Here is a 26046-nt window from a genome sequence, read left to right on the forward strand (position 1 = left end):
CCTGCCGTGTCGCTCATTCGCGCCCCCGGGCCAGGTACTCCGCCAGGCTCACGGTCGCCCCGGCGCGCTCCTTCGAAGGCGTCCGCTGCCGCCCGCCGCCCGAGGGCGTGTCCCCCGCGGTGACTTCGAGCCGCCCGATCTGCACCTGCACGACCTGCTCGGTCACCCGCTCCGGCCGCCGTGCCGCGGCCTGCCGTACGGCGTCGCGGGCGGCCGCCGTGTCGGCGGCGCTGGGTCGCAGCGCCGCCGGCACGGCGGTGGGGGCGGCGTCCGTTCCCGGGGGGATGGGCGCGGACGCCGCGGTCTGTGACGGATGCCGTTCCGCCCGCCCCGAGGCGCGCCGCCCGGCGTCGGGCAACGGCCGCGGCACCGGAGCGAGAGGTGTCGCAGGACGAAGCAACGGCACCTCGGCCCGGACCGCCGGCGCCGGACGCGGGGCCGGCTGCTCCGGCGACCGCTCCGTGCGTACGACGGTCCGCTCCCGTTCCGTGTACGTCCGGGTCTGCGCGGGAGCCGGGCGCCGCATGTCCGGCGCCGGTAGGGCTGGTGGCGTGGCCGAGGGCCACAGCAGCGCGTCCTCGTCCGGCGCCGCCGCCCGGTCCCGTACGGCCTCGACCCGCTCGAAGGGTCCGGGCAGCCGGGGCTGCACCCGCACTGCACCGGGGCGCGGTGCCGCGTGCCGGGCGATCAGCCGGTCGAGGAAGTCGGGGGCGGGCGCCCCCTCGGCGTCAGACATCCGCACACAGCTCCAGGTAGTAGCGGCGCCGCAGCGGGCTGAGCGCCAGGATCTCCGGCTCGCTCCACCCGTAGGCGGTGGCGAGCAGATGGACGTCGAGCAGCACGTCCCGTGCCCAGGCGTCCAGTTCGGTCCACAGGTAGGAGGCGATGTCGAGTTCGGCCCGAGTGGCCTGCCCGCACTCGGGGCAGGCCACGTTGAGCGCCAGGTCGGCGCCCGGGTCGGCGGCCTCGACGGCCTCGGCGATCCGGCGCTGCACGGGTGCGGGCAGTTCGCCGGCGGTGGCGGCGGTCCCGTCCCGCACCGCCGACACGAGGCACCGGGTGAGCAGCGCCTCGCGCGGATCCCGGGAACGGGCCACGGCCGTCAGGTCGGCGACCCCGGGCAGCCTGAACTCGACGTCCCAGCCGTCCTGTTGGACCCGGACGACGGACTCGGCCGAAGAGCGCCCGCCCAGCGAGCCCGCGAGGTCCCCGGCGTCCAGCTCGAACTCCATGTCCTCGCCGCACGCCACGCACGCCAGCCGCACCTGCATCCGCTCGCCGAACAGCGCCCGGCGCAGTGCGAAAAGGTCGGCCTCGCGTTCGCCGACGGGCACCGAGGGCAGCCGTCCGGCATCGATGTCGGGCCGTGCCGTGCGGTGCAGCAGCAGCGCCCGCCCGACAGGCGCCTCGCCGATCCCCGCCTCCCACGTGGACAGCAACTCGGCCGCCCCGGTGATCACCATGTTCTCCCCCGATTGTCCCGACTACCCCTGGATCACGCCGGGTTGAGGAACGACGGCTCCTCCGGCTCGGGCACCTCGTAGTCCCGCTCCCAGCCCTCGCACTCGAGCTTCAGCGACTGGATGGCCACCGCGTTGGCGTTGGCGTCCAGCTCGCCGAGGACCTGATACTCACTCGGCCAGGTCCGGTAGAGCTTGTGCGAGACGGCGACCTGTCCGGCCTCGTTGAGGACCTGGATGACGATGTCCTTGCGGAAGTCGGCGAGGGAGACCTCGGCGCCGAGACCGGCGCCGACCTGCCAGACCTTGTTGGCCCAGCGGTCGAACTCGGGGTCGTGGGTGACCCCGCGTTCGAGCGTGACGCCCTCGAACTCCGAGCGGCCCGGCGACTTGCGCGGGGAGGAGGGGTCGCCGCCGTGCCGGTGCTTGACGACCTCGGTGGTCCGCTTGAGCGGACTGATCTTGCTGATGCCGGCGACCGTGCGACCGTCCCACAGAACCAGGAACTTGAAGTTCTTGTAGGGGTCGAATCGATGCGCGTTGACCGTGAACTCAGCCATCGGATTCCTTCAGCTCTCCATGTTTCCGTGGGCGCTACAGCGCGAACTGGCCCGAGGTCTGCTGGATCTTGACGACCACGAACTCGGCCGGGCGGACCGGCGCGATACCCACCAGCACGTTGACGATGCCGTTGGCGACGTCCTCGTCGGTGGTGGTCTCGCTGTCGCACTTGACGAAGTACGCCTCGCGCGGGGTGCTGCCCTTGAAGGCGCCCTGGCGGAAGAGCGTGTGCAGGTACGAGGAGGCGCCGAGCCTGATCTGCTGCCACAGGCTCTCGTCGTTGGGCTCGAACACGACCCACTGCAGGCCGCGTTGGAGACTCTCCTCCACGTGCAGCGCGAGCCGCCGCACGGGCACGTACTTCCACTCGCTGTCGAGCGCATCGGAGCCCTCGAGGGTGCGCGCCCCCCAGACGAGGGGACCGGACACCGGGAACGTCCGCAGGCAGTTGACGCCGAGCGGGTTGAGCAGCCCTGTCTCCCGGTCGGTGAGATCGACGGTGAGCGAGTGCACGCCCACAAGCTGCGCTTCGGTGCCGGCCGGTGCCTTCCACACCCCGCGCTCGGAGTCGGTGCGGGCGATGACCCCCGCGACCGCGCCGGACGGCGGGAAGGAGCGCAGCCGCCCGGTGAGCGGGTCGGTGAGCTGCAGGTGCGGGAAGTACAGGCCGGCGTGGTTGCCGCGGACGGCGTCGAAGGCGGCGACCCCGGCGCGTGCGGTGTCGACGTTCACCCAGGTACCGGGCGCGTCGACCAGCAGGAAGATCCGCCGTTCCTGGCACAGCCGTTGGGCCGCCGAGACGACGGTGAGGGCGTCATCGGTCTTCTCGTACGACGCCAGCTCGGGCAGCGCCAGCAGGTTGACGTCGGCCACCCCGCGCAGCGCCTGGATGCCGGTCTTGTCGGCCTCGGAGCCGATGAGGTCGCGCGGACCCGGCGCCTCGCCGTCCTCGCCGCCCTCCAGCGGGAAGACCGGCGGGTTGACGGAGGCCTCCAGGCCCAGGTCGTTGGCGCACTCGCCGAGGAAGCGGACCACGTCCTCGGGGTCGGTGGACCCGGCGACGACCTGCAACCGCCGTCCGAACGCGGTGACTTCGACGCCCGCGAAGGCGTGCTTGCCCGGCGCGTCGGGCAGCGCCCGCAGCTTGCGCTCAAGGAGCAGCGCCAACTCGGCCACGGACGAGGGGGCCTCGCCGTCGCAGCCCGGGTCGTACAGCTTGAACTCCCGCTCGACGTCACCGATCTTCACGGTCAGGTCGACGGCCAGGTCCGGCAGTTCGTGCCCGAAGGGCTTGGAGACAGTGCCCGACGGGTCCGGGCGTCCCTCACCCACGGCCTCGACCCGGATCAGCCGCGAGCCGGCGTTGATCACGGTGGGCGCGTACCGGCCTCCCCCAGAGGGGGTACCCCCTGCCTCGTCCATGGACAGACCGGTGAAGCTCTCGCGGGCGTCGCCCTTGGCGTCGTAGACCCGCAGGTTGAAGGTCTCGTCGGGGCGGAGGGTGTCGTAGTCGACGGCGACGCGCAGTCCGTTGCCCCATACGCCGGGTTCCTTGGCGTGGACGTCGAGGACGCGGCTCTCGCTGTGGCCCTCGGTGGACTCCAGGGCCACATGGGCGGCCTTGCCGCTGCCGGACTTGGCGACCCGCACGACGACGGCGACGGAGCCGCCGTTGCCGAAGAACTGGTGGACCGCGTAGGCGAGGGCGCTCTGCGAGCTCAGACCGCCGAAGCGGCGCTCGAACTCGGTGAACCCTGTGACCCGTACGGGCTCGTTGAGCGGACCGCGCCGGGTGTGCCCCACGAACGCGGTCACCGACGTGGTCACGGCGGAGATGGTGCGGGTGCTGCTGGGAAGCTCTTCGACATGGACGCCGGGATACGTCGGCCTGGCGGCGCTCACTGCATTCGTCGGCATTCCCCCTCCAATCCCTTCTCGGGCACCGAACGACAGGCACCAGGAGACGGAAGAGGGAGGGTTCGTCGCGGCGCGCGGCGGTCTCCGGCGCGCGAAGGCGCGTCGGTCCGTGACACCGCATCAGTTTCCCCCGTCAGCACCCGGGACGGACGGCCGTCCGGGTCAAGCGCACGCTTGTGACTCCTGATGCTCAAGTGCTCAACCCACCGTGGGGGGTCGGGAGTTGGCCGTGCAAGGCGTGTTCACGCCAGCCCTGAGGGAGGTTCGGTGGAGGGTACCCACCCGAATCGCACACGATGTGCGCATGTCGCAGCAGGCACTTCACGGATTGCACACAGGCGATGTTCTAGCAGAATGGCGGTCATGCCCCGACGTACCTCGCATCTCCGGCCCTCTACCACCTCCGGGCCCGCTCACCAGCCCTCCTGCCCTTGCGGTCTTGAGGAGACGTTCGAGGCCTGCTGTGGCCGATTCCACCGGGGTGCGGCCGCCGCACCGACCGCCGAAGCGCTGATGCGTTCGCGCTACAGCGCTTTCGTGAAGCGCGACGAGGCGTACCTGTTGCGCACTTGGCACCCGCGGACCCGGCCGCCAGGCGTCGATCTCGACCCCGGCATGCGCTGGACCGGCCTGGAGATCCTCGACACGACCGACGGCTCGGCGTTCCACAGCACGGGCACGGTGACGTTCCGCGCCTCGTTCAAGGGTGGCTCCCTGCACGAGCGCAGCCGTTTCGAGCGCGTGGACGGCGCCTGGGTGTACGTCGACGGGGAGTTCCTCGACTGACCTACGGCGCGAGTATCTCCAGCTCCTGGAGGGCGCCCTCCGCGATCTCGCGGGTCAGCTCCTCCGCGTGACCCGCGTCGCCCTCGCGGATCGCCTCGGCGAGCCGGACATGGAGGGTGACGGCGGCCGGGTCGGGATCCTCGAACATGACCTCGTGGCGGGTGCGTCCGGTGAGGACCTCGGCGACCACGTCACCGAGGCGGGCGAACATCTCGTTGCCGGACGCGTTGAGGATCACGCGGTGGAAGGCGATGTCGTGGAAGAGGTAGCCCTCGAGGCGATGACCCTTGGAGTTGGCGACCATGCCGAGCGCGCACTCGGTGAGTTCGGCGCACTGCTCGGCGGTCGCGTGCTTCGCGGCCAGGCCCGCCGCCACCGGCTCGATCGCCGAGCGCAGCACGGTCAGTGAGCGCAGTTGGTGCGGCCGGTCGGCGCCGGCCAGCCGCCAGCGGATGACCTGGGGGTCGTAGACGTTCCACTCGGCCTTGGGGCGGACCGTCACGCCCACGCGCCGCCGGGACTCGACCAGGTGCATCGACTCCAGGACCCGGACCGCCTCGCGCATCACCGAGCGTGAGACGTCGAAGCGCTGAGCGAGTTCGTCCGTGCGCAGCACGCTGCCCGGCGGGTACTCCCCCGCGGTGATGGCGGGGCCGAGGGATTCCAGTACGCGCCCGTGCAGCCCCCGGCCCGATGTGCTCATGCACTCAGAGTACGGGGCATGTCACACCCAGAAAAAGTCAGACTTATTCATCACAGGCTCTTGAATTTGTCGTACCTAATCGGTTTCAGTTGCGTCTGCATCAGCCGGCATGAGTCGGCATCTGATGTCGAAGACGACACGCAGACAGTGAGGCAGCGATGAGTACCCCGAAGGTCGTCGTGGTCATGGGCGTCGCGGGCACCGGGAAGACCACCATCGGTCCCCTGCTCGCGGCCCGGCTCGGCGTTCCGTACGCCGAGGGCGACGACTTCCACCCGCCGGCCAACATCGCCAAGATGTCGGCCGGCACTCCGCTCACCGACGAGGACCGGTGGCCGTGGCTGGACGCCATCGGCTCCTGGGCGCACGGGCGGGCGGAGCTCGGCGGGGTGGTCAGCTGCTCGGCGCTGAAGCGGTCGTACCGCGACCGGCTGCGGGCCGAGGCGCCCGGGGTCGTCTTCGTGCACCTGGCGGGCGACCGCTCCCTCATCGAGGACCGGATGTCGCACCGGCAGGGGCACTTCATGCCCACCGCACTGCTGGACTCACAGTTCGCCACGCTGCAGCCCCTCCAGGAGGACGAGGCCGGGGTCGTGGTGGACGTCTCCGGCAGCCCGGAGGAGATCACCGGGCGCGCCGCGAAGGCGCTCGCCGAACTCCCGTAACACCCCTTTCCGAAGACCATCCCCGTACCTGCAAGGGACACCCGTGACCAGACTCAGCGTCGAGATGCTGGCAGCGGACGCACCGGAGCCGATCACCTCGGCCGGTCACGCTCAGCTGGGCATCGCCGTACTGGCGGGCATCGCCGTCATCGTTCTGCTCATCACCAAGTTCAGGCTCCACGCCTTCCTGTCGCTGACCCTGGGCACGCTCGTGCTCGGCGCGGTCGCCGGAGCGCCGCTCGACAAGGCCATCACCAGCTTCACCACCGGTCTCGGCACCACGGTCGCCGGCGTCGGTGTGCTGATCGCCCTCGGCGCGATCCTCGGCAAGATGCTCGCCGACTCGGGCGGGGCCGACCAGATCGTCGACACGATCCTCGCGAAGGCGGGCGGCCGTTCGATGCCGTGGGCGATGGTTCTGATCGCCTCCGTCATCGGTCTGCCGCTGTTCTTCGAGGTCGGCGTCGTGCTGCTGATCCCGGTCGTGCTGATGGTCGCCAAGCGCGGCAACTACTCCCTGATGCGCATCGGCATCCCGGCCCTCGCCGGTCTCTCCGTGATGCACGGCCTGGTCCCGCCGCACCCCGGCCCCCTGGTCGCGATCGACGCGGTGCAGGCCAACCTCGGTGTGACGCTCGCGCTCGGCGTGCTGGTGGCCATACCTACGGTGATCGTCGCCGGTCCGCTGTTCTCGAAGGTCGCGGCCCGCTGGGTGGACGTCCCCGCGCCCGACCGGATGATCCCCCAGCGTGCCTCGGAGGACCTGGAGAAGCGCCCGGGTTTCGGTGCCACCCTCGCCACGCTCCTTCTCCCGGTCGTCCTGATGCTCTCCAAGGCACTGGTCGACATCGTGATCGACGACCCCGACAACACCGGGCAGCGCGTCTTCGACGTCGTCGGCTCGCCGCTGATCGCCCTGCTGGCCTCGGTGCTCGTGGGCATCTTCACGCTGCTTCGCCCCGCCGGCTTCGGCAAGGAGCGCCTCACCCCGCTCATCGAGAAGGGCCTCGCGCCCATCGCCGGCATCCTGCTGATCGTCGGCGCCGGCGGCGGCTTCAAGCAGACCCTGATCGACTCAGGTGTGGGTCAGATGGTCCTGGAGATATCCGAGGACTGGTCCATCCCGGCCCTGCTCCTCGCCTGGCTGATCGCGGTCGCGATCCGCCTCGCGACCGGCTCCGCGACGGTGGCCACGGTCTCCGCGGCCGGCCTGGTCGCCCCGCTCGCCGCGAACATGTCGACGACCCACACCGCCTTGCTCGTCCTCGCCATCGGCGCCGGCTCCCTCTTCTTCAGCCATGTCAACGACGCCGGGTTCTGGCTGGTCAAGGAGTACTTCGGCCTGGACGTCGGCCAGACCGTCAAGACCTGGTCGATCATGGAGACGATCATCTCGGTGTTCGCGGGCGGTCTGGTCCTGCTGCTCTCGCTGGTCATCTAGCGCTACGGCGATCCGTCGCCCCGCGGGAACGCCGGGGGCCGGCAACTCCTGGCCACCGGCTCCGAGGGCAGGAGCTCCGTCGGGACCCCGGCGGACGACGGGACTGCCGTGAGGGCTCCGGCGCGGCTGGACCGCCGTTGGGACTCCGGCGGGCGACCAGACTCCCATCAGGGCTCCAGGGGGACCGTCGTCGGAACTCCTGCGGATGACTGAGCCACCGTCAAGAACTGGCACACGACCAGACCACCGTCAAAACCCCGCGGAGAGCCGGACCACCGTCAAAGCTCCTGCTCGGCCTCCGCCTGTTCCTGCGCGGCCATCTTGTTGTCCTCGTGCACATCGGCCCAGGTGGCGAGCTTGCGGTCGCTGCGGTCGAGGGTGGCCCGCAGTTCCTTGATCTGCTCGGTGTCCCAGCCGTCCCGTTGCACCAGGCTGCGACCGCCCTCGTCGACGGGTACAGCCTCCATGGCCGCCACGGCCCTGGTCAGCTCCTCGACCTTCAGCCGGATCTCGGCCCACCGCAGGCTCGCGGCCTTGTGGCCCGTGGTCTGGGGAACGTCCGTGGAGGGCTCGCCGTTGTAGGTATGGCGCACGAGCGTGTCGGTCAGCTCCCGCACCTCACCCGCGGCCGACCGGTTCGGGACACCCTTCTCGTCGACCTCCAGGAGCGGCTCGCCACGGCGGCCGGCGCGGACGATCTCGTACGCCTGGTGGACGCCGCGGCTGCGGGCCAGCATGGCGCGCAGCACGGTCGCGGGGCTGCGGTCGTCCTCATGTTCCGGCCCTCCGAACACCTCGCGCTGCAGCGCCATGGGATCGGCGACGGCCATGTAGTAGCAGGCCTTCACCGCCAACTCGGTCTGGGCCGGACCCAGTTCTCCGCTGTCGCCGAAGCCGGACTCCACCTCGTCCAGCGCCTCGTCGCGCAGTTGCTCCAGCGACAGGCCGTCGTATTCGGCGCCCTCCAGCCTGAGGTCCGCCGTCAGATGCTGCTCGATCTCCTTGAGCCGGTAGGCACGTTGGAGCACCGCGCGGCGCGGCCGCACGACCTGGACGAGGTCGTTCATCTCGGTGCGGTACGGGCGGATGACGAGTTCGACGGCGATGTCGACCCGGTCCTCACGCGTGGGCTTCTGCTTGGCGGTCAGGGACCGGATGCCGTCGTTGACGCGTCGCTTGGCGCTGCCGCCGAGCACGGAGCGGACGATCTCCGCGGCCCGGACGTCGCGGTACGGGCTGAAGCCCTCGTCCAGGGCCTCGTCATGGCTGATCACCCCAGCGAACCACTGCTTCTGCGGCTCCGAGATCCGGGCCGGACGGCTGCGCGTGGGCTGGGCCAGGGTGTCGAGTACCGCGTCGGCCTTCGCCTCGTTCTCCACGGCGGAGCCGTAGGGCTTGGGCGGGCGGATGTGGGTCAGGCCGATGAAGTTCCGTACGGCGGTGTGGAAGGGAAGGTTCGTCCGTTCGTTGGGCCGGAACCCGATCACCACGCGGGCCGGCACGGTCAGGACCCGCACCTTCTGCTGTTCCTCGTCGCTGAGGTTCTCCCAGCCCTGCTTCTGCACCAACCGGAGCCAGCGATTGGTCTCCCGGCGGAACAACCGGCTGTCTATGCTCCACTCGTACGCGACCTTCGACGGCGCGTAGCCGAGGAGTTCATGGACCGCGCTGATGCGGCTCGAACCGTCGGCGGCGATCAGCAGGGGGGCCGAGCGGTGCCCGTCCCGGTGCCGGACCGTCATCGGGACGACGGTGAGGGGCTGGAGCACTCCGTCCACCGCCACGTCCTCGCCGAGGGGGTTCTCTCTGGCCAGCCGACTCTGGGCGTCCTCGAGCCGCTGCGCGAGCGTGTGCGGACTCTCGACCAGGATCTCCAGCTCGGCGAGGTGTCCCGGGCCCGACGTGGGCTCGGGCAGTACCCGCAGGTTCGCGGCGGCCCCGCCGAGCGCGTAGCTGCGGCGGCCGTACTCCCGCGGGTTGGCCGGGTGGGGCACCACCGCGGCCGACCACAACCGGGTCTCGGCGATCAGCAACGTGCCGCCCTGGACGCGCAGTTCGGCGGGTTCGGCCAGCTTGCGCCGCAGTTCGTCCGGGCGCACGGCGGCCTGGGAGAGGACACGGACGGCGCCCGCGGTGAAGCTCTTTCCGGTGAGGGCGTCGGCCAGGTTGTCGACCGCCGCGACCCTGGGCAGGGGCCACTGGGCGGGCTGCCAGCCGGTCTCCCTGTCGGCGCCGGAAAGCGTCTCGGCGTCGACACCGGCACCGACATCGGCACGGGAGAGCCCGGAGGAGCCGGCAACGTGCGTCTCACCAGCCATGTGACGCCTCCGCGATGCGGTCAGCCAGGAGCAGTGCGTCGTGCGCGCGCCGTCTGGCGGGGGCGTCGGCGTCCAGTCCCGCCAGTTCCACGTCACGGGAGGCCTGTGCGGCGTGGTCGCTCAGTGCCGCGCGGACCTGGTACCACGCTTCCCGATTCTGCGAGACGCTCAGCAATCCGGTGCCCTCATGGCGCATCTGTTCGCCGACGATGCCCTGCCACTGAACCGTCAGCCGGCCCAGCGTGACTCCGCCGTCCAGTGCGGCATCGGACGGTTCGGAGGGTGTCGTGACGGCGGAGCATTCCGCCGCGGCGTGCCGCAGCACGTCCGTGATCAGACGGATCTCACGCTCCGCGAGCGTGATCGGGACGGTCTCGGGTCGGTGTACGGGCATGGAACGGCACTCCAGAAAGCCGGGGCCGATGACGAGCATCGGCACATCTGCGTCTGCCTGCCGGACTGCGAAGTCCGACCGAGCGAGAGCGCGGACATGCTGGCCTCCGACCTCCACCCGTGTCTGTCCGCGGATCTCTCGCGTCCGGGACGTCCGGTGCCGTTCGAGCCGCACGCCGACCGTCTGGGGGGAGGCAGGACAACGTGGTCGTGCCTTCCGTACGGCAAGCGGCTCGGCTGCTCGGATTGGTCAACTGCCTCCGGCCGAGGAGCCGTTCCGCACAACGCGGGGTCATCGAGCGAGTCGCTCAGGACGCAGAATGTATCCAATGGATCACCCTGCGTGCAACGACTTTCCTCTTTTCGCAGAAGTCACGCGACATATCACGGAAGGCGCTCACCGCGCCGCCACCGGCCGCCGTTCACGGCCGCCACAGGGGGTGTTTGCGTTCCGCCCACTCCCGGCTCACTGACCCCGTCCGCAAGCCGCGCCGTGCCTCCGGGTCCCCGAGGGCCATGCCGATGTGGCCCGCGAGGACGATGCCGATCGAGAGGGCCAGCCAGTCGTGGACGAAGGTCGCGCTGGTGCGCCACTGGATCGGAGTGAGGTGGGTGAACCACATCAGCAGGCCCGTGCCGAGCATGACCAGGCTCGCGCCCGCGATCCAGGCGGCGTAGACCTTCTGACCCGCGTTGAACTTGCCCGCGGGACGGGCCGCCCGGCGCTTGTCGCGGCGCAGCGCGGCACGCAGCCAGACCCGGTCGTGCGGGCCGAAGCGGTTCAGGAAGCCCAGGTCGGCGCGGAAGGCGCGGGAGACCAGGCCCACCAGGACCGGTACCGGCAGGGCCAGACCCGCCCACTCGTGGACGCGGACCACCAGCTCACGGCGGCCGACGAGTTCGGCGAACTGGGGGACGTAGAGGCAGGCCGCCGTCACCACGCAGACGCCCATCAGTGCGGCGGTCACGCGGTGGACCCACTTCTGGCTGCGCCCGAAGCGCCGGACAGGTGCCTGCGGTGGGGCGTCAACTCGTAGGCGCATCGTCCCGCCCGTTCGATCGGCCCACCCAGGCGTCCACGTCGTAGCCCCGGTCCTCCCAGTAACCCGGCTCCACGTCCTCGGTGACGGTGATGCCGGACAGCCACTTGGCCGACTTGTAGAAGTACATGGGGGCCACATAGAGGCGGACCGGGCCGCCGTGGGAGTGGCCGATGTCCTTGTCCTGCATGCGCAGGGCCACCAGGACGTCCGAGCGGCGGGCCTGGTCGAGGGTGAGGCTCTCGGAGTACGCCCCGTCGAAACAGGTGAAGCGGACGGCGCCCGCCTTCGCGGTCACCCCGGCGGCGTCCAGCAGCCGGGACAGCCGTACGCCTTCGAACGGCGTGTCCGGGACCCGCCAGCCCGTCACGCACTGCACGTCCTTGACCATCCGGGTCTGGGGCATCGCCCGCAGGTCGGCCAGGGTGTAGGTGCGCGGGCGCGAGACCAGTCCGTCGATCTTGAGCTGGTAGTTCTCGGCGTTCTTGTGCGGCACGGACGAGGTCACCGAGTAGTAGCGGAAGCCGCCGCCGTTGGGGAGCAGTCCCGTCAGCCCGGTGGGGTCCTTGTCGGCGGCACTGCCGAGGAAGGCCTCCAGGCCGCGTTGCAGGGTGGGCGCGGCGACCACGCCGAGCGCGCCCAGGCCGAGGGTGCCGAGGAGGACACGGCGGCCGATCGGCGCACCGCGCTGCTCCTCGGGCTGTTCGGAGTTCACGTACTCATTCGAACACCCGCGAGGCCTGCGGGACCAGGAATCACGGGTGCTCGTCAGACTTCTGTAACCACTTCTCACCCGGATCTCAGCGAGCATCCGGTTCGCGGAGGGCTAGGACACCTCCCCCGCCGCCTTCTCCAGCTGGAACGCCTCGTTGCCGAGGCCGATCCGGGCGTGCGCCTCGGGCCTGCGGGCCCGCAGGAGCAGTCCCTGCGCCAGGCCCACCAGCACGGCGAGCCCGATGATGCCGGGCAGCACCCAGCTCAGCGAGGAACCCGGGCCCGCGCCGACCAGGACGTCGAAGTCCTTCACCGTGTAGACGGCGATCACCAGCAGGGCGATCCCCGCGAGGGCCGAGGTGACCAGCCGCCAGGCCTGGGCGCCGGCCGCGCCGCGCCGGACGAAGAAGGCGATCACGGAGGCGGAAGCGGCCGCCATCAGCAGGATCACGCCGAGGGAGCCGATGTTGCCGAACCAGGTGAACAGGTGCAGGACCGGCACGGTCGGGTCGCCGGTGGGCTTGTCGTCGGCGATCGCGAAGACGACCACGACCACCACGGACACGGCGGTCTGGAGCAGCGAGCCGGTGCCGGGCGCGCCGCTGGCACTGTTCGTGCGGCCGAAGGCGGCGGGCAGCAGGCCCTCGCGGCCCATCGCGAAGGCGTAGCGGGCGACCACGTTGTGGAAGCTGAGCATGGCCGCGAACATGCCGGTCACGAACAGCACGTGCAGGACGTCCGTGAACGTGCCGCCGAGGCGGGACTCGGTGAGCCCGAAGAGCAGTCCGGCGCTCTGCTTCTGCGATTCGGCGACGACCGCCGAGGGCCCGGTGGCGACGGTGAGGGCCCAGCTGCTGAGCGCGAAGAAGACGGCGACGCCACCGACCGCCAGGAACATCACGCGCGGCACCAGGATGTGCGGGCGGCTGGTCTCCTCGGCGTACACGGGCGCCTGCTCGAAGCCGAGGAAGGCGGCGATGCAGAAGCACAGGGCGGTGCCGACGCCGGCGCCGCTGAGGGTGTCCGGGTTGAAGGCGTGCAGGGACAGGCCCTGGGCCGCGGGGTCGGCGACCGCGGCGACGTCGAAGATGACGACCAGGGCGACCTCGACGATGAGCAGGACGCCGAGCACACGCGCGTTGACGTCGATCTTCAGCCAGCCCAGCGCGCCGACGACCAGGGCGGCCACCAGCGCCGGTATCCACCAGGCCACCGACAGGTCGGCGTAGGTGGCGAACAGCCCGGAGACCTCGAAGCCGAAGATGCCGTAGATGCCGACCTGGAGGGCGTTGTAGGCGACCAGGGCGACGAGGGCCGCGGCCGCACCTGCCGTGCCGCCGAGGCCGCGGGAGATGTAGGCGTAGAAGGCGCCGGCGTTGTGGACGTGCCGGCTCATCTCGGCGTAGCCCACGCTGAACAGGACGAGGACCAGGCCGAGGACGACGTAGAGCAGGGGCTGGCCGACGATCCCCATCACCGCGAATGTGGTGGGCATGACACCCGCGACGACCATGAGGGGGGCGGTCGCGGCGAGGACGGAGAGCAGCAGGCCTCCGGTGCCGAGGCGGCCGGCGCGCAGCGCGCGCTCCTGCCCCTTGAACGTACTGATGTCTGGTCTGCTCTTGCTGGAACTCTCGGTGGCCATGGGGACCGTCCTTCTGGGGTTCGGGGGTGCTACACCGTGCCGAGCGCGCGGTCGCGGGCGGCACGGAAGGCGGAGTACGGCTCGTGGTCCGGATAGGACCAGGGAGCCGGGGTGGGGCGTTCGCCGATGCGGTGGAAGAGGGCGGCGGCCTCCGCGCCGCGGCCTTCGCAGACCTTCGCGTGGGCGAGGAAGTTGAGGTCGACCAGGCGGCGGGGGTGGCCCTCGTGCTCCCATTCCAGCCACCAGTCGAAAGCCGCCTTCATCACCTGCCGGGCCCGTCGTCCGGTCCAGTGGCCGGAGGCGGCGGGGTCGCGCGGCTCGTGCCCGGCGGCGGCCAGGGCCCGGTAGCGCTCGGCGTGCGCGATGACGGGCAGGATCGCGAGCGGTGAGTCGGCAGGGGCCTGCTCGGCGGCCCAGTTGGCGAAGTCATAGACCTCGTGCAGCGGATCGGGGCCCGCCTCGGCCCGGCGCTCGGCGAGCCGGGCGACCATCAGATGGTGGGCGTGGTGGTGGTCGGCGTGCCGCTGCCGGATCTCGCCGAAGACCTCGGCCACCTCGTCCGCCGCCCCGAGGTCACGCTCCAGCAGGAGCAGGCCGAGCCAGGGGGTGGGGTCGGCGGGCAGGCGGTGGGCCGCGGTCCGGCAGGCGTCGCGGGCTGGGGCGGGCTTTCCCTTGCCCCGCAGCACCCGCTGGACCAGGGCGAGGGCGAGCAGTACGGCGGCGTCGCCGGAGTCCGGCTCGGCCACCAGCCAGTCCCTGGCCCAGGCGTCGCTGTACGGCTCGGCGGCGAGAACCGTGATCCGGTGGCCCCGCCGGTCCCACTCGTCACCCGTCCGGGCGAGCAGCGCACGGGCCGCCTGCCATCTGCCCTGCACCAAAGCGGCACGCGCGTCGATGAGTTCGGCGTCGTCGAGGGCCGCGTCGAAGGCCTGGGCGGCGCGTTTTCGACTGCGGCCGAAGGGTGGCGGTGGCGGGGACACCGTGTGGGTTTTCCTCACGGAACATGGCGCGTGACGGGTGGGGCGAAAGGGCGAGACGGAAGTGGTGGGGCGGAAGGGGCGCCTGGGCGGACACGCGCAGGCCGACCGTCGATGTGGGCAGGTCGGCGGGCCGATTCGCACCGCCATCGACTGATCACGGACAGCCAACCGCCCGCCAATGGTTTGCGTCAAGGGCCGAAGGCGCGTTACACGCGTCAACTCTCCATACTTGAGAGGAAGTTGTGGCGAAGCGGTGCTGGTGGGACCGGGTCAAGCGCCCGCGTCTGTGGCGTACGCCATGGCGCCGCGCTTCCTCGCACCGCACCATGACAGGAACCCCCGCTGCCGAGAACGGCGGCGGCGGCCGAGTCGACAGCCCGAATACGGGTACTCCCAGGGGCAAGCCGGACACTGGGACGCTACAGTCGGCGACAACCACCCCGCCGCCCGGCCGGACGATCGAGGTACGCAGCGTGTCGGTTCTGGTTCTGATTCTCGCCGTGAGTGCTGCCTGTTGCCTGGGCTTCGGCTTCGTGCTCCAGCAGAACGCGGCCCGTCAGGCCCCGCTGAGCGACTTCCTCTCGCCCCGGCTGCTCCTCGACCTGGTGAAGGTGCCGCGCTGGCTCGGCGGTATCGGCCTGATGGTGGCCGGCATGGTCCTCGGCGCGATCGCGCTGGGCCAGGGCGAGGTCTCCCTGGTCGAACCCCTCCTCGCCACGAACCTCCTCTTCGCCCTGGCCCTCTCCCGCAAGCAGACGAAGCAGCCGCTGGGCCGCCAGGGCTGGGCGGGGCTCGCACTGCTCGCGGGCGGGGTGACCGCGTTCATCGTGGCGGGTGAGCCACGCGGCGGTACGGCGGTCACCGATCCCTTCCGCCACTGGCTGATCATCGGCGCCATGATCGGCCTCGCCCTGTTGCTCACGACCTACGCCAAACGCTCCCGCCTCAGCTCGGGCCCGGTCCTGCTGGCCCTGGCCGCCGGTCTGCTGTACGGCGTCCAGGACGCCCTCACCCGGGTCAGCGGCCAGCGCTTCTCCGAGGGCGGCCTCGCCGAGCTGCTGACCGGCTGGCAGCCGTACGCCGTGCTGGTGCTCGGGGTCACCGGCCTCGTCCTGGTGCAGAGCGCGTTCGAAACCGCGCCCCTGCGGATGTCGCTGCCCGCGCTGACCGCGGCCCAGCCGCTCGCCGGGATCGTGTGCGGGGTGGGCTTCCTGGGCGACCGGCTGCGCACCGACACCGCTGCGCTGACCTGGGAGGCGGTGGGGCTCGCGGCCGTCGTCGCGGGCATCGTGCTGCTGGGGATGCACCCCGCGATGCCGCGCGGGGCCGCCCGGTCGGAACCTGCGCGCGACCTCCAGCCGAGCTGACGCGCGCCCGCCGGGACGGACGGCACGGGCGCTGCTGCTTGGATAGGGGCATGAGCGCTGTTGCTTGGATGGGGCATGAGCGCTGCTGCTTGGATAGGGGCATGAGCGCTGCTGACGAGATCCTCGACATCGTCGACGAGAACGACAACGTCGTCGCCCAGTCCCCACGCGGCGAGGCCTACGCCGAGGGGCTGCGCCACCGCTGCGTCTTCATCCGGGCCACAGACGCCGAGGGCCGCCTCTTCGTCCACCGCCGCACTCCGACGAAACTCGTCTTCCCGTCGCTCTACGACATGTTCGTCGGCGGAGTGGTCGGCGCGGGCGAGTCCTACGACGACGCGGCCCTGCGCGAGGCCGAAGAGGAACTCGGCGTGAGCGGGCTGCCCCGCCCGGAGTTCCTCTTCAAGTTCCTGTACGACGACGGGGCCGGCCGGACCTGGTGGTCCGCGGTCTACGAGGTCCGCTGCGAGCTCCCGGTCAGCCCCCAGGTCGAGGAGGTCGCCTGGTACGACTTCCTGCCGGAGGACGAGGTGGAGCTGCGCCTGCGGGACTGGGAGTGGGTGCCGGACGGGCTGGCCGCCTACGAGCGGCTCAAGGCGTACCGGTCGATGGGCTGAGCGGGGCCCGCACCACGTCGTTCGGTAACCCGGCCGATAGGCTCGTGCGCGTGATCGATTTCGCACGGAACGTCCGCGTCTGGTTCGCCCCCGACGAGGTCCGGCAGGAGGGCCGTACCCCCGACTACCGGTTCTCGCTGGCCAATGAACGCACCTTCCTGGCCTGGCTGCGCACCGCGCTCGCACTGATCGGCGGCGGCTTCGCCGTGGACCAGTTCCTGCCGGATCTGCGCTGGGGCTGGCGGGTGGGCCTGGCACTCGTGCTGCTCGCGGCGGGCGTGCTGTGCTCGTTGCGGGCGGTCAACCACTGGGTGCGGTGCGAGCGGGCGATGCGGCGGGGCGAGGATCTGCCGGTGTCCCGGTTCCCGGCGCTGCTGAGCCTGGTGGTCGCGGTGGTGGCCGTGGCCATGGTCGTCGTGGTGCTCGTCGGGTGGGAGGGATGAGCGAGGCCGCCGCCGCGGAGCGCGACCCGGGGCTCCAGCCCGAACGCACCAGGCTCGCCTGGCGCCGTACGACCCTCTCGGGCACCGTCTCCGCGGTACTCGCCATGAAGACGGCCCTGCACGGCGGCCCGTCCCCCGCCACACTCGTCGCCTGCGCCCTGTGCTGCGCCCTCTGGCTGGGCTTCCTCTCCCTCGCCCACCACCGCATCCGCACCCTGACCTCGTCGGACACACCGGGGGCCCTCACCCCGGGACAAGCCACGGCGGCGGTCGTGTGCACGGTGGCGACGGCGGTGTGCGGGGCGGCACTGGTGTTCTGAGCGGCTCGGCGCCCCCCACCCGAGCCCGGCCCCGCCCACCCTCGCCCCTACGGGGTACCCGTACGCCACGCAGACCTGAATATCCGCATACGCACCTTTCGCGTGACAGCCTGTCCGACGTCATCGCCCGTCGCTTCGAAGGTGAGCACCATGACCACCCTCCACCACGAACACGCCTCGCACGCGCACACCCACGGCCCGGACTGCGGACACGCCGAGGTGCCGCACGAGGACCACGTCGACTACGCGCACGACGGTCATCTGCACCGCGAGCACGAGGGCCACTGGGACGAGTGCGAACCCGGTGGACATGTCTCGCACGACGGTCACGAGCACCGGCACGGCCAGGACTGCGGACACGAGAGCGTCCTGCACGGCGACCATGTCGACTACGTCCACGACGGCCACCGGCACGCCGCCCACGACGGCCACTGGGACGACCACTGACCCGACCGGAAAGCACCGCCGACGGCTCCCCGACGCACCGCGCGGGGAGCTGTCGGCCTATCGTGGCCCGGATCACGTTCCCCTCCCCCCCTGGACGACATACCGACCAGTCGGCATGATGGTCGGGACCGTTCACGCGCGCGTAAGGAGCACAGATGAGCCCCGATCATCCACCAGGACTCGATCTCGACCGGCTGCGCGGCCTGCTCGACCGCGAGCGGCCCGGCCTGGTGCACGGCCCTCTGACCGGCCGGCTGATCGAGGGCGGACGGTCGAATCTCACCTACGCGGTGTCGGACGGCACGTCGAAGTGGGTCGTACGGCGGCCCCCGCTGGGCCATGTCCTGGCCACCGCGCACGACATGAAGCGCGAACACCGGGTCATCAGCGCCCTGCATCCCACGAACGTGCCGGTGCCGAACGCGGTCCTGCTGTGCGAGAACCCCGAGAACGGGGCGGTGCCCGGCTCGCCCTTCTACGTCATGGAGTTCGTCGAGGGCACCCCGTACCGCACCGCCGACGAGCTCGCCCCCCTCGGGCCCGAGCGCACCCGCGACGCCGTGCTGTCCCTCGTCGACACCCTGGTCGAGCTGCACGCGGTGGACCCCGCCGGGGTGGGCCTCGCGGACTTCGGCCGCCCGGAGGGCTTCCTGGACCGCCAGCTGCGCCGCTGGGGCAAGCAGCTGGACGCTTCCCGCAATCGCGACCTGGCCGGCATCGACGAGCTGCACGCGACTCTCGGCCGCCGTCTCCCGCAGTCCCCCGCGGCCACGGTCGTCCACGGCGACTACCGCCTCGACAACGTCCTGATGGGCGACGACGACGAGATCAAGGCGATCCTCGACTGGGAGATGTCGACCCTCGGCGACCCGCTCACCGATCTCGGCCTGCTGGTCATGTACAGCATGCCGCTGGGCATGCCCGACTCCCCCGTCTCCACGACCGCCGAGGCCCCGGGCCACCCGGACCCGGCCGAACTGGTCGCCCGGTACGCCGAGCGCTCCGGGCGGGACGTCTCCGCGGTGTCCTGGTACACGGCGTTCGCCTGGTTCAAGCTCGCCGTGATCCTGGAGGGCATCCACTACCGCTACACCCTGGGCCAGACGGTCGGCCGCGGTTTCGACCGCATCGGCGACCTCGTTCCGGTCTTCATCCAGCACGGTCTGACCACGCTTCACGACGGCATCCAGGAAGGCTGATCCGCATGGACTTCGCGTTCGACGCGCGCACCGAGGAGCTGCGCGCCAAGCTGCTCGCCTTCATGGACGAGTACGTCTACCCCGCCGAGGCCGTCGCGGAGGAGCAGCGCGCCCTGCTGGCCTCGCCGTGGGACACCCCGGCCGTCGTCGAGGAACTCAAGGCCGAGGCGCGCAGGCAGGGCCTGTGGAACCTCTTCCTGCCCGACGCCGAGTACGGCGCCGGCCTCACCAACCTCCAGTACGCCCCGCTCGCCGAGATCACCGGCCGCTCCCCGCAGCTCGCGCCCACCGCGCTGAACTGCGCGGCGCCCGACACCGGCAACATGGAGGTGCTCTCGCAGTTCGGTGACGAGCAGCAGAAGAAGCAGTGGCTGGAGCCGCTGCTGGCCGGTGAGATCCGCTCGGCGTTCGCGATGACCGAGCCGGAGGTCGCGTCCTCCGATGCCACGAACATCACCACGTACATCGAGCGCGACGGCGACGAGTACGTCGTCACCGGCCGCAAGTGGTACATCTCCGGGGCGATGAACCCGGACTGCAAGATCTTCATCGTGATGGGCAAGACCGACCCGGACGGTGAGGACATCCGCCGCCAGCAGTCCATGATCCTGGTCCCCCGGGACACCCCCGGCGTCACGGTCAGGCGGGCGATGCGGGTCTTCGGCTACGAGGACCACTCCCACGGCGGCCACGCCGAGGTGATCTTCGACCACGCGCGCGTACCGGCCTCGAACCTCATCGGCGAGGAGGGCGGCGGCTTCGCCATCGCCCAGGCCCGCCTCGGCCCCGGCCGGATCCACCACTGCATGCGGCTGATCGGCATGGCCGAGCGGGCGATCGAGCTGATGTGCCGCCGCGCGGTCTCCCGCGACGCCTTCGGCAAGGCGCTGGCCCAGCAGGGCGTGGTCCACAACTGGATCGCCGACGCACGCGTGACCGTCGAGCAGCTCCGCCTGCTGGTCCTGAAGACGGCCTGGCTGATGGACACCGTCGGCAACCGGGGTGCCCACACCGAGATCCAGTCCATCAAGATCGCCACGCCCCGCGCGGTCGTCGACATCATCGACCGGGCGATCCAGCTGCACGGTGCGGGCGGCGTCAGCCAGGACTTCCCGCTGGCCGAGCTGTACGCCGGCGCCCGCACCCTGATGATCGCGGACGGCCCGGACGAGGTCCACCAGCGCTCACTCGCGCGACGGGAGCTGAAGAAGTACCTCTAGGAGGCGCTCTACGGCCGCAGGGCCCGCAGGAGGAGGTCGGCCAGGTGGTCGGCCACCTCCTGCGGGCCCATCGGGCCGTCCGGGCGGTACCAGGTCGACAGGTGGTGGACGGACCCGAAGTGGTAGTCCACGACGAGATCGGCCGGGGTCGCCTTCGAGAAGACGCCCGCTTCCTGGCCCTCCTCGATGAGCGCGCGGAACCGCTCGTGGTACTTCCGCCGCTCGGCGCGCACCTGCTTGTTCTTCTCGGGGCTCAGGTGGTGCATCGAGCGGAAGAAGATCATCGCGTCGTCGAGGTTCTCGATCGTGGTGACGACGACGTCGGCCGCCGCCGCCCGAAGCCGCTTCTCGATCGGCTCGTCGGCGTTCGCGAGCGCGTCGAGGCGCTCCTGCTGCACGCGCAGCACGCGCGCGTACACCTCGTGCAGGAGGTCGTCCTTGGAGCCGAAGTAGTGGTACAGCGCCCCCTTGGTGACGCCGGCCGCCTCGACGATCTCCTGCACGGAGGTGCGGTCGTAGCCCTGCTCGGCGAAGAGCCGGGTGGCGGCGGCCAGCAGCCGCTGCGGGACGGGCGTACCGTCTCCGTCCGTCGTCCTGGGCACTGTGCCGCCACCTGCCTTTCGAGAGGTCATTCGCTGTTGTGCGGTGGGGAACGGAGTTCCCGCCGGAGGATCTTCCCACTGGCCGTCTTCGGCAAGTCGGGCAGGATCTCCACCTGCCGCGGGTATTTGTAGGCCGCCAGTCTCTCCTTGCAGTACGCGGCGAGCGCATCGGGGTCGGTTTCCGCACCCGGACGGAGGCTGATGTACGCCTTGACGGTCTCCCCGCGGTACCCGTCGGGCACTCCGACGACGGCCGCCTCGCGCACCGCCGGATGCGTGTACAGCACGTCCTCGACCTCGCGCGGCCACACCTTGAAGCCGGACGCGTTGATCATGTCCTTCTTGCGGTCCACGACGTACAGCCAGCCCTGCGGGTCCATGAAACCGATGTCACCCGTGCGCAGCTCACCGTCCGGGAAGGTCTCAGCGGTCGCCTCCGGCCGTCGCCAGTAGCCGGGCACCACCTGCGGCCCGCGCACGACGATCTCGCCCTGCTCGCCGAAGGGCACCTCGGCACCGCTGTCGTCGACGATCCGTACGACCGTCTCTGGCCCCGGCACACCCACGGCGAGCGTCCCGGACACCGGGTCGACGGGCGCCTCCCGCTCCGGCGGCACGGAGGCGCAGGGCGCGGAGCACTCGGTCAGCCCGTAGCCGTTGCGGATGTACGGCCCGAAGCCGGCCCGGAACTTCTCCACCAGGGCGGGCGGCAGCGGGGCTCCGCCCGAGGAGATGTTGACGAACGACGAGAAGTGCTCGCGGGTGACGTCCGGGTGGGCGGCCAGGGCCATGAAGGCGGTCGACGGGCCGACCGTGTAGTGCGGCCGATGCTCGGCGAAGGCCTCCAGGACGACACCCGCCTCGAAGCGGTACGCCAGCACGAGCGTGCCCACGCTGTTCAGACACGCCCCGAGCTGGCAGACCATCCCGGTGATGTGGAACAGGGGCGCCAGCGCGAAGTAGACGGGCGCCTCGGGCAACCCGAGTCCGGTGCGCTGCCGCTCGGCGTTGTACATGATGTTGCCGTGCGTGTTGGTGGCGCCCTTGGGTGTGCCGCTCGTCCCCGAGGTGTAGCTGATCAACGCGATGTCGGAGGGTGTGACGTCCCGCCCTTCGGGCGCCTTATGCCCGGCCCGGGCGACGGCGACCAGGTCGTCGGCGTCCTCGGCCTGCGGCAGCCGCTCGAAGGTGAGCACGCGCGCGTCCCCGCGGGTCTGGAAATGCAACTCGCACCCGGTCAGCACGATCCGCACCGGCGAACCGGCCGCCGTCTCGCGCAGATACGACTCCCAGGCCCGGTCGGAGCAGATCAGCGCGGCCACCTCACCGTCCCGCAGGACATGGCCGACCTCCCCCGACTTGTACATGGGGTTGACGGGCACGACGACCGCGCCCGCCTTCCAGGCACCGAGCAGCGCGAGCACGAAGAGCGGGGAGTTCTGGAGCAGGACCGCCACCCGGTCCCCGCGCTCCAGACCGCGAGCGGCGAGGTGCCCGGCGACGGAGTCGCTCAGCTCGTCGACCTCGCGATAGCTGAGCCGCCCGTCGAAGTAGGCGAGGAAGGGCCGCTCCGGCGCCTCGGCGACGGCCCGCCGCAGGACGTGCACCAGCGAGTCTTCGGGTTCGACCGGCCCGCGCTGGGCCTCGCTGAGCAGCGCCAGCCAGGGCTTGGCGGCGTAAGAGGACTCGCTCATCGGACCTCCTCCCACTTGCGCTGGAGGTGGTTCATGCCGGCCAGCCAGCGGTCGGGGTCGGCGGCCCGCGCCTGGTAGTACTCGGCGACCTCCGGGTGCGGCAGGATCAGGAACCGGTCCTCCTCGATCCCGCGGAACAGCGCCTCGGCCACATCCTCCGGTTCGACGGCGGTCGGCTGGAGCACCAGGTCCCCCGCGGTCCCGGTGGCCGCGAGCATGTCGGTCCGCACGCCCTGCGGACAGATCGCGTGCACCTTGATCCCCCGGTGCCGGTAGGTCAGCGACAGATACTCGGCGAAGGCGTACGCGCCGTGCTTGGTGACGGCGTAAGGAGCGGCCCCGATCATGGTCAGCAGCCCTGCGGCGGAAACGGTCGACACGAACCGCCCGCTCCCCCGCTCCAGCCACCCCGGAAGCAGCGCGTGGGCGGCCCGCACGTGCGCCATGACGTTCACGTCCCAGGAGGTGGCCCAGCCGGTCTCGTCGAGCGGCTCGTCGGCGTTCCCTCCGCCGAAGGCGACACCGGCGTTGGCGCAGTAGACGTCGACGTCGCCGCCGAGCGCGTCGCGGGCGTCGGAGACGACGGCGGAGGCGTCCCCGGCGACGGCGATGCCCCCGATCTCCTCGGCCACGGCCTTCGCGCGGCCGGCATCGAGGTCATTGACGACGACCCGGGCCCCTTCCGCAGCAAACCGCCGGGCCAGCGCGGCCCCGATGCCACCTCCCGCTCCGGTCACAACCACTCCGGCACCCTGCAGGGCTTCCACCATCGGTCTCCTTCGACTGCGGCTCGACTGCCGGCCCAGACTAACCGGTCGGTATGTTGAAGGAAAGGGTGAGAGAAACCTCCCCACAACCCGCGCCGGCGCCTACCGTGCACCTCATGCGCCTATCCAGACGAGCTCTCCTCGCAGCGACAACGGCAGCAGCCTCACTCACCGCCGCTCCACCCGCCTCCGCGGCCAAGCCCCGCAGGCGAACCGGCTTCGAGAACCTCGCCGCATCCGGCTACGAACAACTCCGCGGCGAGCGTATCGGCATCGTCACCAACCCCACCGGCGTCACCCGAGACGTCCGGCACATCGTCGACGTGATGCACACCGACCCCCGCGTCGACCTGACGGCCGTCTTCGGCCCCGAACACGGCTTCCGGGGCACCGCGCAGGCGGGCGGCTCCGAAGGCCGCTACGACGACCCCGCGACCGGCCTCCCCGTCTACGACACGTACCTCAAGAGCGGCGGGCCCCTCGCCGACATCTTCACCGCCTCCGGCGTGGACACGATCGTCTTCGACATCCAGGACGTGGGCGCGCGCTTCTACACGTACATCTGGACCCTGTACGACTGCATGGAGGCGGCCCGGCTCGCGGGCAAACGCTTCGTCGTCCTGGACCGCCCGAATCCGGTCACCGGCCGTGCGGCCCAGGGCCCGGTCCTGCACAAGGAGTTCGCGACCTTCGTGGGCAGAGCGCCCATCTCCCAGGCACACGGGATGACCGTCGCGGAGCTGGCCCGTCTCTTCAACGGTGAGTTCCTCACCTCGCCCGTCCCCCTGGACACGGTCCTGATGACGGGCTGGAAGCGCTCGGAGTTCTACGACGCCTGGAACCTCCCCTGGGTCCCCCCGAGCCCGAACATGCCGACCCCCGACACCGCCCTGGTGTACTCCGGCACCTGTCTCTTCGAGGGCACGAACCTCTCGGAAGGCCGCGGCACCACCCGCCCCTTCGAACTGCTGGGCGCGGAGGGCATGGACGGCCGCTGGGCCGCCGCCGCCAACGAACTCGGTCTGTCCGGCGTGCACTTCAGGGAGGCCTACTTCGCCCCCACCTTCTCCAAGTTCCAGGGCAAGACGGTCGGCGGCGTACAGATCCACGTCCACGACCGGCTCGCCTACGACCCCGTCCGCACCGGTATCGCCCTGCTCGTGACCGCCAAGAAGGCCTGGTCCGGCTTCGGTTGGCGCGCGGACAACTGGATCGACAAGCTCACCGGCTCCACCCGGGTCCGCACGATGATCGACGCCGGCGCCGGTGCCGACGAGGTCGTGGCGGGCTGGCGGGAGGAGCTGACGGCTTTCCGGCGGATTCGAAAGAATTACCTCCTCTACGGATGAGCCGTAGAGTATGGCCAACTTCGCCCGGCAGTAGGACGATGCGCACCACTACGGGGGACGAGGGGGTCGGTGATGGCGGATCCGGCGATGAGCGTGACACCGTACTGGGAGCTGACGTTCGACGCGGACGGCGACCCGGACCCCGGCCGGCGGGACCGGCTGCTCGCGGAGGTGGTGGACCGGGGCGTCAACGACCTGGTCGTCTTCTCGCACGGCTGGAACAGCGACCGCTCTGGGGCGACCCGGCTCTACAGCCGCTTCTTCGCCCCGTTCCCGCAACTCGCGCCGACGGCGAGACTCGGGTACGTGGGGGTCGTATGGCCGTCGATGCGGTTCTCCGACGAGCCGATCCCGGACTTCCCGAGGTCCGTGGCCGCCGAGATGCCGCCGCGTCCGGTGCTCGACAAGGACACCCGGCACGCACTGCTCGAGACCTTCCCGGGCCGGGCCACCGTGATCGACCAGTTGTCCCGATTGCTCGATCAGCAACCTCCTGAAGAGGCGGAGCTGGAGGAGTTCGGGCGGCTGGTGCGGATGCTCGTGGAGGTCGTGCCGCCCGGGCCTCAGGCGTTGTTCGGGGCGGACACGCTGGCGGAGGGGGTGCCGCAGGACGAGCCGGAGATGTTCGCCGGGTCCGCGGCGACGGTGTGCGGGGAGTTCGCGCGGGCCCTCGCCCATCTCGAATCCCCGGACGGGGTACAGGAGTTCACGATTCCCAACCCGTGGGACGGTGCGCACGAGCTGCTGCGGCAGGGGACGTACTACGCGATGAAGCGGCGCGCGGGCACGGTGGGCGAGCGCGGGCTCGGCCGGGTGATCGGGCAGCTCGCGAAGGCGGCGCCCGGGGTGCGGGTGCACCTCGTGGGGCACAGCTTCGGGGGGCGGCTGGTGTCGTTCGCACTGCGCGGGCTGCCGGAGGGGGTGCGAACGGTCAAGTCCGTCACGCTGCTCCAAGGGGCCTTCTCGCACTACGCGTTCGCGACCCGGCTGCCGCACGACACGCGCGCGGGAGGTGTGCTCCAAGGACAGCAGAACCGCGTCGACGGGCCGCTCGTGTGCTGCTTCTCCAGGCATGACTCGGCGCTCGGCACCCTGTATCCGCTGGCCTCGCGCATGGCGGGTGACGCCCAGGGCGTGGCGGCCTTCGACCTCGGCCGGACCCTGGGCGCCAAGTGGGGGGCGATGGGCCACGACGGCGTGCAGGCGGTGCCGGACACGCCGTCCTGCAAGCTGGCCGACGCCGTCAGGAAGCTGCCCGCGAAGGGCTGCGTGAACGTCGACGCGGCGGTCGTCGTCAGGCGCGGCGGACCGCCCTCGGGCGCGCACAGCGACATCTGCCACCGCGAACTGGCCCACCTGGTGCTGGCGGCGGGCCGTATCCGCTGACCCGCCGCCGGC

The 26046-nt window shown here is 71.1% G+C and carries 26 protein-coding genes; 12 read left to right on the top strand and 14 right to left on the bottom strand.

Annotation, left to right across the window (positions count from 1 at the left end; all coding sequences use genetic code 11):
* Window positions 1-13: 13 nt before the first annotated feature.
* The 4 genes from QF027_RS10605 to QF027_RS10620 are packed head-to-tail and all read right to left on the bottom strand — an operon-like array spanning window position 14 to window position 3938.
* Window positions 14-736: a hypothetical protein gene (locus QF027_RS10605; protein WP_307074118.1), complete on the bottom strand. Its 723-nt coding sequence runs from the start codon at window positions 734-736 to the stop codon at window positions 14-16.
* Window positions 729-1463, bottom strand: a complete 735-nt coding sequence (locus QF027_RS10610; protein WP_306983814.1) for a T4 family baseplate hub assembly chaperone — start codon at window positions 1461-1463, stop codon at window positions 729-731. The genes QF027_RS10605 and QF027_RS10610 overlap by 8 nt, the downstream gene beginning before the upstream one ends.
* A gap of 32 nt (window positions 1464-1495) precedes the next feature.
* A complete protein-coding gene (locus tag QF027_RS10615; RefSeq protein WP_306983812.1) occupies window positions 1496-2020 on the bottom strand; it encodes a phage tail protein in 525 nt (174 codons plus the stop codon).
* Between the two features lie 34 nt (window positions 2021-2054).
* Window positions 2055-3938, bottom strand: coding sequence for a phage tail sheath subtilisin-like domain-containing protein (locus QF027_RS10620; RefSeq protein WP_307074120.1), 1884 nt, complete (start codon window positions 3936-3938; stop codon window positions 2055-2057).
* A gap of 363 nt (window positions 3939-4301) precedes the next feature.
* On the opposite strand from QF027_RS10620, the gene QF027_RS10625 reads away from it, so the two are divergent.
* Entirely contained in the window at window positions 4302-4724 is a 423-nt protein-coding gene (locus QF027_RS10625) for a YchJ family protein (protein ID WP_307074122.1), read from the top strand.
* Between the two features lies 1 nt (window position 4725).
* Here the strand turns inward: QF027_RS10625 and QF027_RS10630 are convergent, their stop codons facing one another.
* On the bottom strand, window positions 4726-5427 hold the full coding sequence (locus QF027_RS10630) for a FadR/GntR family transcriptional regulator (RefSeq protein ID WP_307074124.1): 702 nt from the start codon (window positions 5425-5427) through the stop codon (window positions 4726-4728).
* 158 nt (window positions 5428-5585) lie between these two features.
* Between QF027_RS10630 and QF027_RS10635 the strand changes: the two genes are divergently transcribed.
* Window positions 5586-6092, top strand: coding sequence for a gluconokinase (locus tag QF027_RS10635; RefSeq protein ID WP_307074126.1), 507 nt, complete (start codon window positions 5586-5588; stop codon window positions 6090-6092).
* A gap of 43 nt (window positions 6093-6135) precedes the next feature.
* Window positions 6136-7533, top strand: a complete 1398-nt coding sequence (locus QF027_RS10640; RefSeq protein WP_307074127.1) for a GntP family permease — start codon at window positions 6136-6138, stop codon at window positions 7531-7533.
* Window positions 7534-7811: 278 nt separating this feature from the next.
* On the opposite strand, the gene QF027_RS10645 is transcribed toward QF027_RS10640, so the two are convergent.
* From QF027_RS10645 to QF027_RS10670, 6 genes are all read right to left on the bottom strand, one after another.
* The gene (locus QF027_RS10645) at window positions 7812-9851 is read right to left on the bottom strand and encodes a hypothetical protein (RefSeq protein WP_307074129.1); all 2040 of its coding nucleotides are present in this window, start codon (window positions 9849-9851) and stop codon (window positions 7812-7814) included.
* On the bottom strand, window positions 9841-10245 hold the full coding sequence (locus QF027_RS10650; RefSeq protein WP_306983799.1) for a hypothetical protein: 405 nt from the start codon (window positions 10243-10245) through the stop codon (window positions 9841-9843). The genes QF027_RS10645 and QF027_RS10650 overlap by 11 nt, the downstream gene beginning before the upstream one ends.
* A 421-nt stretch (window positions 10246-10666) precedes the next feature.
* Window positions 10667-11287, bottom strand: coding sequence for a cytochrome b/b6 domain-containing protein (locus QF027_RS10655; RefSeq protein WP_307074132.1), 621 nt, complete (start codon window positions 11285-11287; stop codon window positions 10667-10669).
* On the bottom strand, window positions 11271-11999 hold the full coding sequence (locus QF027_RS10660) for a molybdopterin-dependent oxidoreductase (RefSeq protein WP_306983794.1): 729 nt from the start codon (window positions 11997-11999) through the stop codon (window positions 11271-11273). The genes QF027_RS10655 and QF027_RS10660 overlap by 17 nt, the downstream gene beginning before the upstream one ends.
* A 111-nt stretch (window positions 12000-12110) precedes the next feature.
* Window positions 12111-13643: an APC family permease gene (locus QF027_RS10665; protein ID WP_307074135.1), complete on the bottom strand. Its 1533-nt coding sequence runs from the start codon at window positions 13641-13643 to the stop codon at window positions 12111-12113.
* Between the two features lie 29 nt (window positions 13644-13672).
* A complete protein-coding gene (locus QF027_RS10670; RefSeq protein WP_307074137.1) occupies window positions 13673-14623 on the bottom strand; it encodes a hypothetical protein in 951 nt (316 codons plus the stop codon).
* A 473-nt stretch (window positions 14624-15096) separates the two neighbouring features.
* On the opposite strand from QF027_RS10670, the gene QF027_RS10675 reads away from it, so the two are divergent.
* From QF027_RS10675 to QF027_RS10705, 7 genes are all read left to right on the top strand, one after another.
* Window positions 15097-15990 (top strand): DMT family transporter, encoded by an 894-nt coding sequence (locus QF027_RS10675; protein WP_306983788.1) that lies wholly within the window; start codon window positions 15097-15099, stop codon window positions 15988-15990.
* Between the two features lie 101 nt (window positions 15991-16091).
* Window positions 16092-16607, top strand: a complete 516-nt coding sequence (locus QF027_RS10680) for an NUDIX hydrolase (RefSeq protein ID WP_306983785.1) — start codon at window positions 16092-16094, stop codon at window positions 16605-16607.
* Window positions 16608-16657: 50 nt separating this feature from the next.
* A complete protein-coding gene (locus tag QF027_RS10685) occupies window positions 16658-17050 on the top strand; it encodes a YidH family protein (protein ID WP_306983783.1) in 393 nt (130 codons plus the stop codon).
* Entirely contained in the window at window positions 17047-17370 is a 324-nt protein-coding gene (locus QF027_RS10690) for a DUF202 domain-containing protein (RefSeq protein ID WP_306983781.1), read from the top strand. The genes QF027_RS10685 and QF027_RS10690 overlap by 4 nt, the downstream gene beginning before the upstream one ends.
* A 150-nt stretch (window positions 17371-17520) precedes the next feature.
* Window positions 17521-17817 (top strand): hypothetical protein, encoded by a 297-nt coding sequence (locus QF027_RS10695; RefSeq protein WP_307074139.1) that lies wholly within the window; start codon window positions 17521-17523, stop codon window positions 17815-17817.
* 155 nt (window positions 17818-17972) lie between these two features.
* Window positions 17973-19016, top strand: coding sequence for a phosphotransferase family protein (locus QF027_RS10700; protein ID WP_306983776.1), 1044 nt, complete (start codon window positions 17973-17975; stop codon window positions 19014-19016).
* Between the two features lie 5 nt (window positions 19017-19021).
* A complete protein-coding gene (locus QF027_RS10705; RefSeq protein ID WP_306983775.1) occupies window positions 19022-20236 on the top strand; it encodes an acyl-CoA dehydrogenase family protein in 1215 nt (404 codons plus the stop codon).
* 8 nt (window positions 20237-20244) lie between these two features.
* On the opposite strand, the gene QF027_RS10710 is transcribed toward QF027_RS10705, so the two are convergent.
* From QF027_RS10710 to QF027_RS10720, 3 genes are read right to left on the bottom strand one after another with little or no spacing between them, the layout of a single operon-like run.
* Window positions 20245-20838, bottom strand: a complete 594-nt coding sequence (locus QF027_RS10710) for a TetR/AcrR family transcriptional regulator (RefSeq protein WP_007380924.1) — start codon at window positions 20836-20838, stop codon at window positions 20245-20247.
* Between the two features lie 26 nt (window positions 20839-20864).
* On the bottom strand, window positions 20865-22532 hold the full coding sequence (locus QF027_RS10715; protein WP_307074141.1) for a class I adenylate-forming enzyme family protein: 1668 nt from the start codon (window positions 22530-22532) through the stop codon (window positions 20865-20867).
* Window positions 22529-23302: an SDR family oxidoreductase gene (locus QF027_RS10720; RefSeq protein ID WP_306983769.1), complete on the bottom strand. Its 774-nt coding sequence runs from the start codon at window positions 23300-23302 to the stop codon at window positions 22529-22531. The genes QF027_RS10715 and QF027_RS10720 overlap by 4 nt, the downstream gene beginning before the upstream one ends.
* 113 nt (window positions 23303-23415) lie before the next feature.
* Between QF027_RS10720 and QF027_RS10725 the strand changes: the two genes are divergently transcribed.
* A complete protein-coding gene (locus QF027_RS10725; protein ID WP_307074143.1) occupies window positions 23416-24648 on the top strand; it encodes an exo-beta-N-acetylmuramidase NamZ family protein in 1233 nt (410 codons plus the stop codon).
* Window positions 24649-24720: 72 nt separating this feature from the next.
* Window positions 24721-26034 (top strand): serine-threonine protein kinase, encoded by a 1314-nt coding sequence (locus QF027_RS10730; RefSeq protein WP_307074145.1) that lies wholly within the window; start codon window positions 24721-24723, stop codon window positions 26032-26034.
* The last annotated feature ends 12 nt before the right edge of the window (window positions 26035-26046 follow it).

This window comes from Streptomyces canus, assembly GCF_030816965.1.
GTDB lineage: Bacteria > Actinomycetota > Actinomycetes > Streptomycetales > Streptomycetaceae > Streptomyces > Streptomyces canus_E.

Excerpts from the sequence above, each read along its gene's own strand:
- QF027_RS10605 (WP_307074118.1), bottom strand. The coding sequence starts at position 736 with ATGTCTGACGCCGAGGGGGCGCCCGCCCCCGACTTCCTCGACCGGCTG.
- QF027_RS10610 (WP_306983814.1), bottom strand. The coding sequence starts at position 1,463 with ATGGTGATCACCGGGGCGGCCGAGTTGCTGTCCACGTGGGAGGCGGGG.
- QF027_RS10615 (WP_306983812.1), bottom strand. The coding sequence starts at position 2,020 with ATGGCTGAGTTCACGGTCAACGCGCATCGATTCGACCCCTACAAGAAC.
- QF027_RS10620 (WP_307074120.1), bottom strand. The coding sequence starts at position 3,938 with ATGCCGACGAATGCAGTGAGCGCCGCCAGGCCGACGTATCCCGGCGTC.
- QF027_RS10625 (WP_307074122.1), top strand. The coding sequence starts at position 4,302 with ATGCCCCGACGTACCTCGCATCTCCGGCCCTCTACCACCTCCGGGCCC.
- QF027_RS10630 (WP_307074124.1), bottom strand. The coding sequence starts at position 5,427 with ATGAGCACATCGGGCCGGGGGCTGCACGGGCGCGTACTGGAATCCCTC.
- QF027_RS10635 (WP_307074126.1), top strand. The coding sequence starts at position 5,586 with ATGAGTACCCCGAAGGTCGTCGTGGTCATGGGCGTCGCGGGCACCGGG.
- QF027_RS10645 (WP_307074129.1), bottom strand. The coding sequence starts at position 9,851 with ATGGCTGGTGAGACGCACGTTGCCGGCTCCTCCGGGCTCTCCCGTGCC.
- QF027_RS10650 (WP_306983799.1), bottom strand. The coding sequence starts at position 10,245 with ATGCCCGTACACCGACCCGAGACCGTCCCGATCACGCTCGCGGAGCGT.
- QF027_RS10655 (WP_307074132.1), bottom strand. The coding sequence starts at position 11,287 with ATGCGCCTACGAGTTGACGCCCCACCGCAGGCACCTGTCCGGCGCTTC.
- QF027_RS10665 (WP_307074135.1), bottom strand. The coding sequence starts at position 13,643 with ATGGCCACCGAGAGTTCCAGCAAGAGCAGACCAGACATCAGTACGTTC.
- QF027_RS10680 (WP_306983785.1), top strand. The coding sequence starts at position 16,092 with ATGAGCGCTGCTGACGAGATCCTCGACATCGTCGACGAGAACGACAAC.
- QF027_RS10690 (WP_306983781.1), top strand. The coding sequence starts at position 17,047 with ATGAGCGAGGCCGCCGCCGCGGAGCGCGACCCGGGGCTCCAGCCCGAA.
- QF027_RS10695 (WP_307074139.1), top strand. The coding sequence starts at position 17,521 with ATGACCACCCTCCACCACGAACACGCCTCGCACGCGCACACCCACGGC.
- QF027_RS10700 (WP_306983776.1), top strand. The coding sequence starts at position 17,973 with ATGAGCCCCGATCATCCACCAGGACTCGATCTCGACCGGCTGCGCGGC.
- QF027_RS10705 (WP_306983775.1), top strand. The coding sequence starts at position 19,022 with ATGGACTTCGCGTTCGACGCGCGCACCGAGGAGCTGCGCGCCAAGCTG.
- QF027_RS10715 (WP_307074141.1), bottom strand. The coding sequence starts at position 22,532 with ATGAGCGAGTCCTCTTACGCCGCCAAGCCCTGGCTGGCGCTGCTCAGC.
- QF027_RS10720 (WP_306983769.1), bottom strand. The coding sequence starts at position 23,302 with ATGGTGGAAGCCCTGCAGGGTGCCGGAGTGGTTGTGACCGGAGCGGGA.
- QF027_RS10725 (WP_307074143.1), top strand. The coding sequence starts at position 23,416 with ATGCGCCTATCCAGACGAGCTCTCCTCGCAGCGACAACGGCAGCAGCC.
- QF027_RS10730 (WP_307074145.1), top strand. The coding sequence starts at position 24,721 with ATGGCGGATCCGGCGATGAGCGTGACACCGTACTGGGAGCTGACGTTC.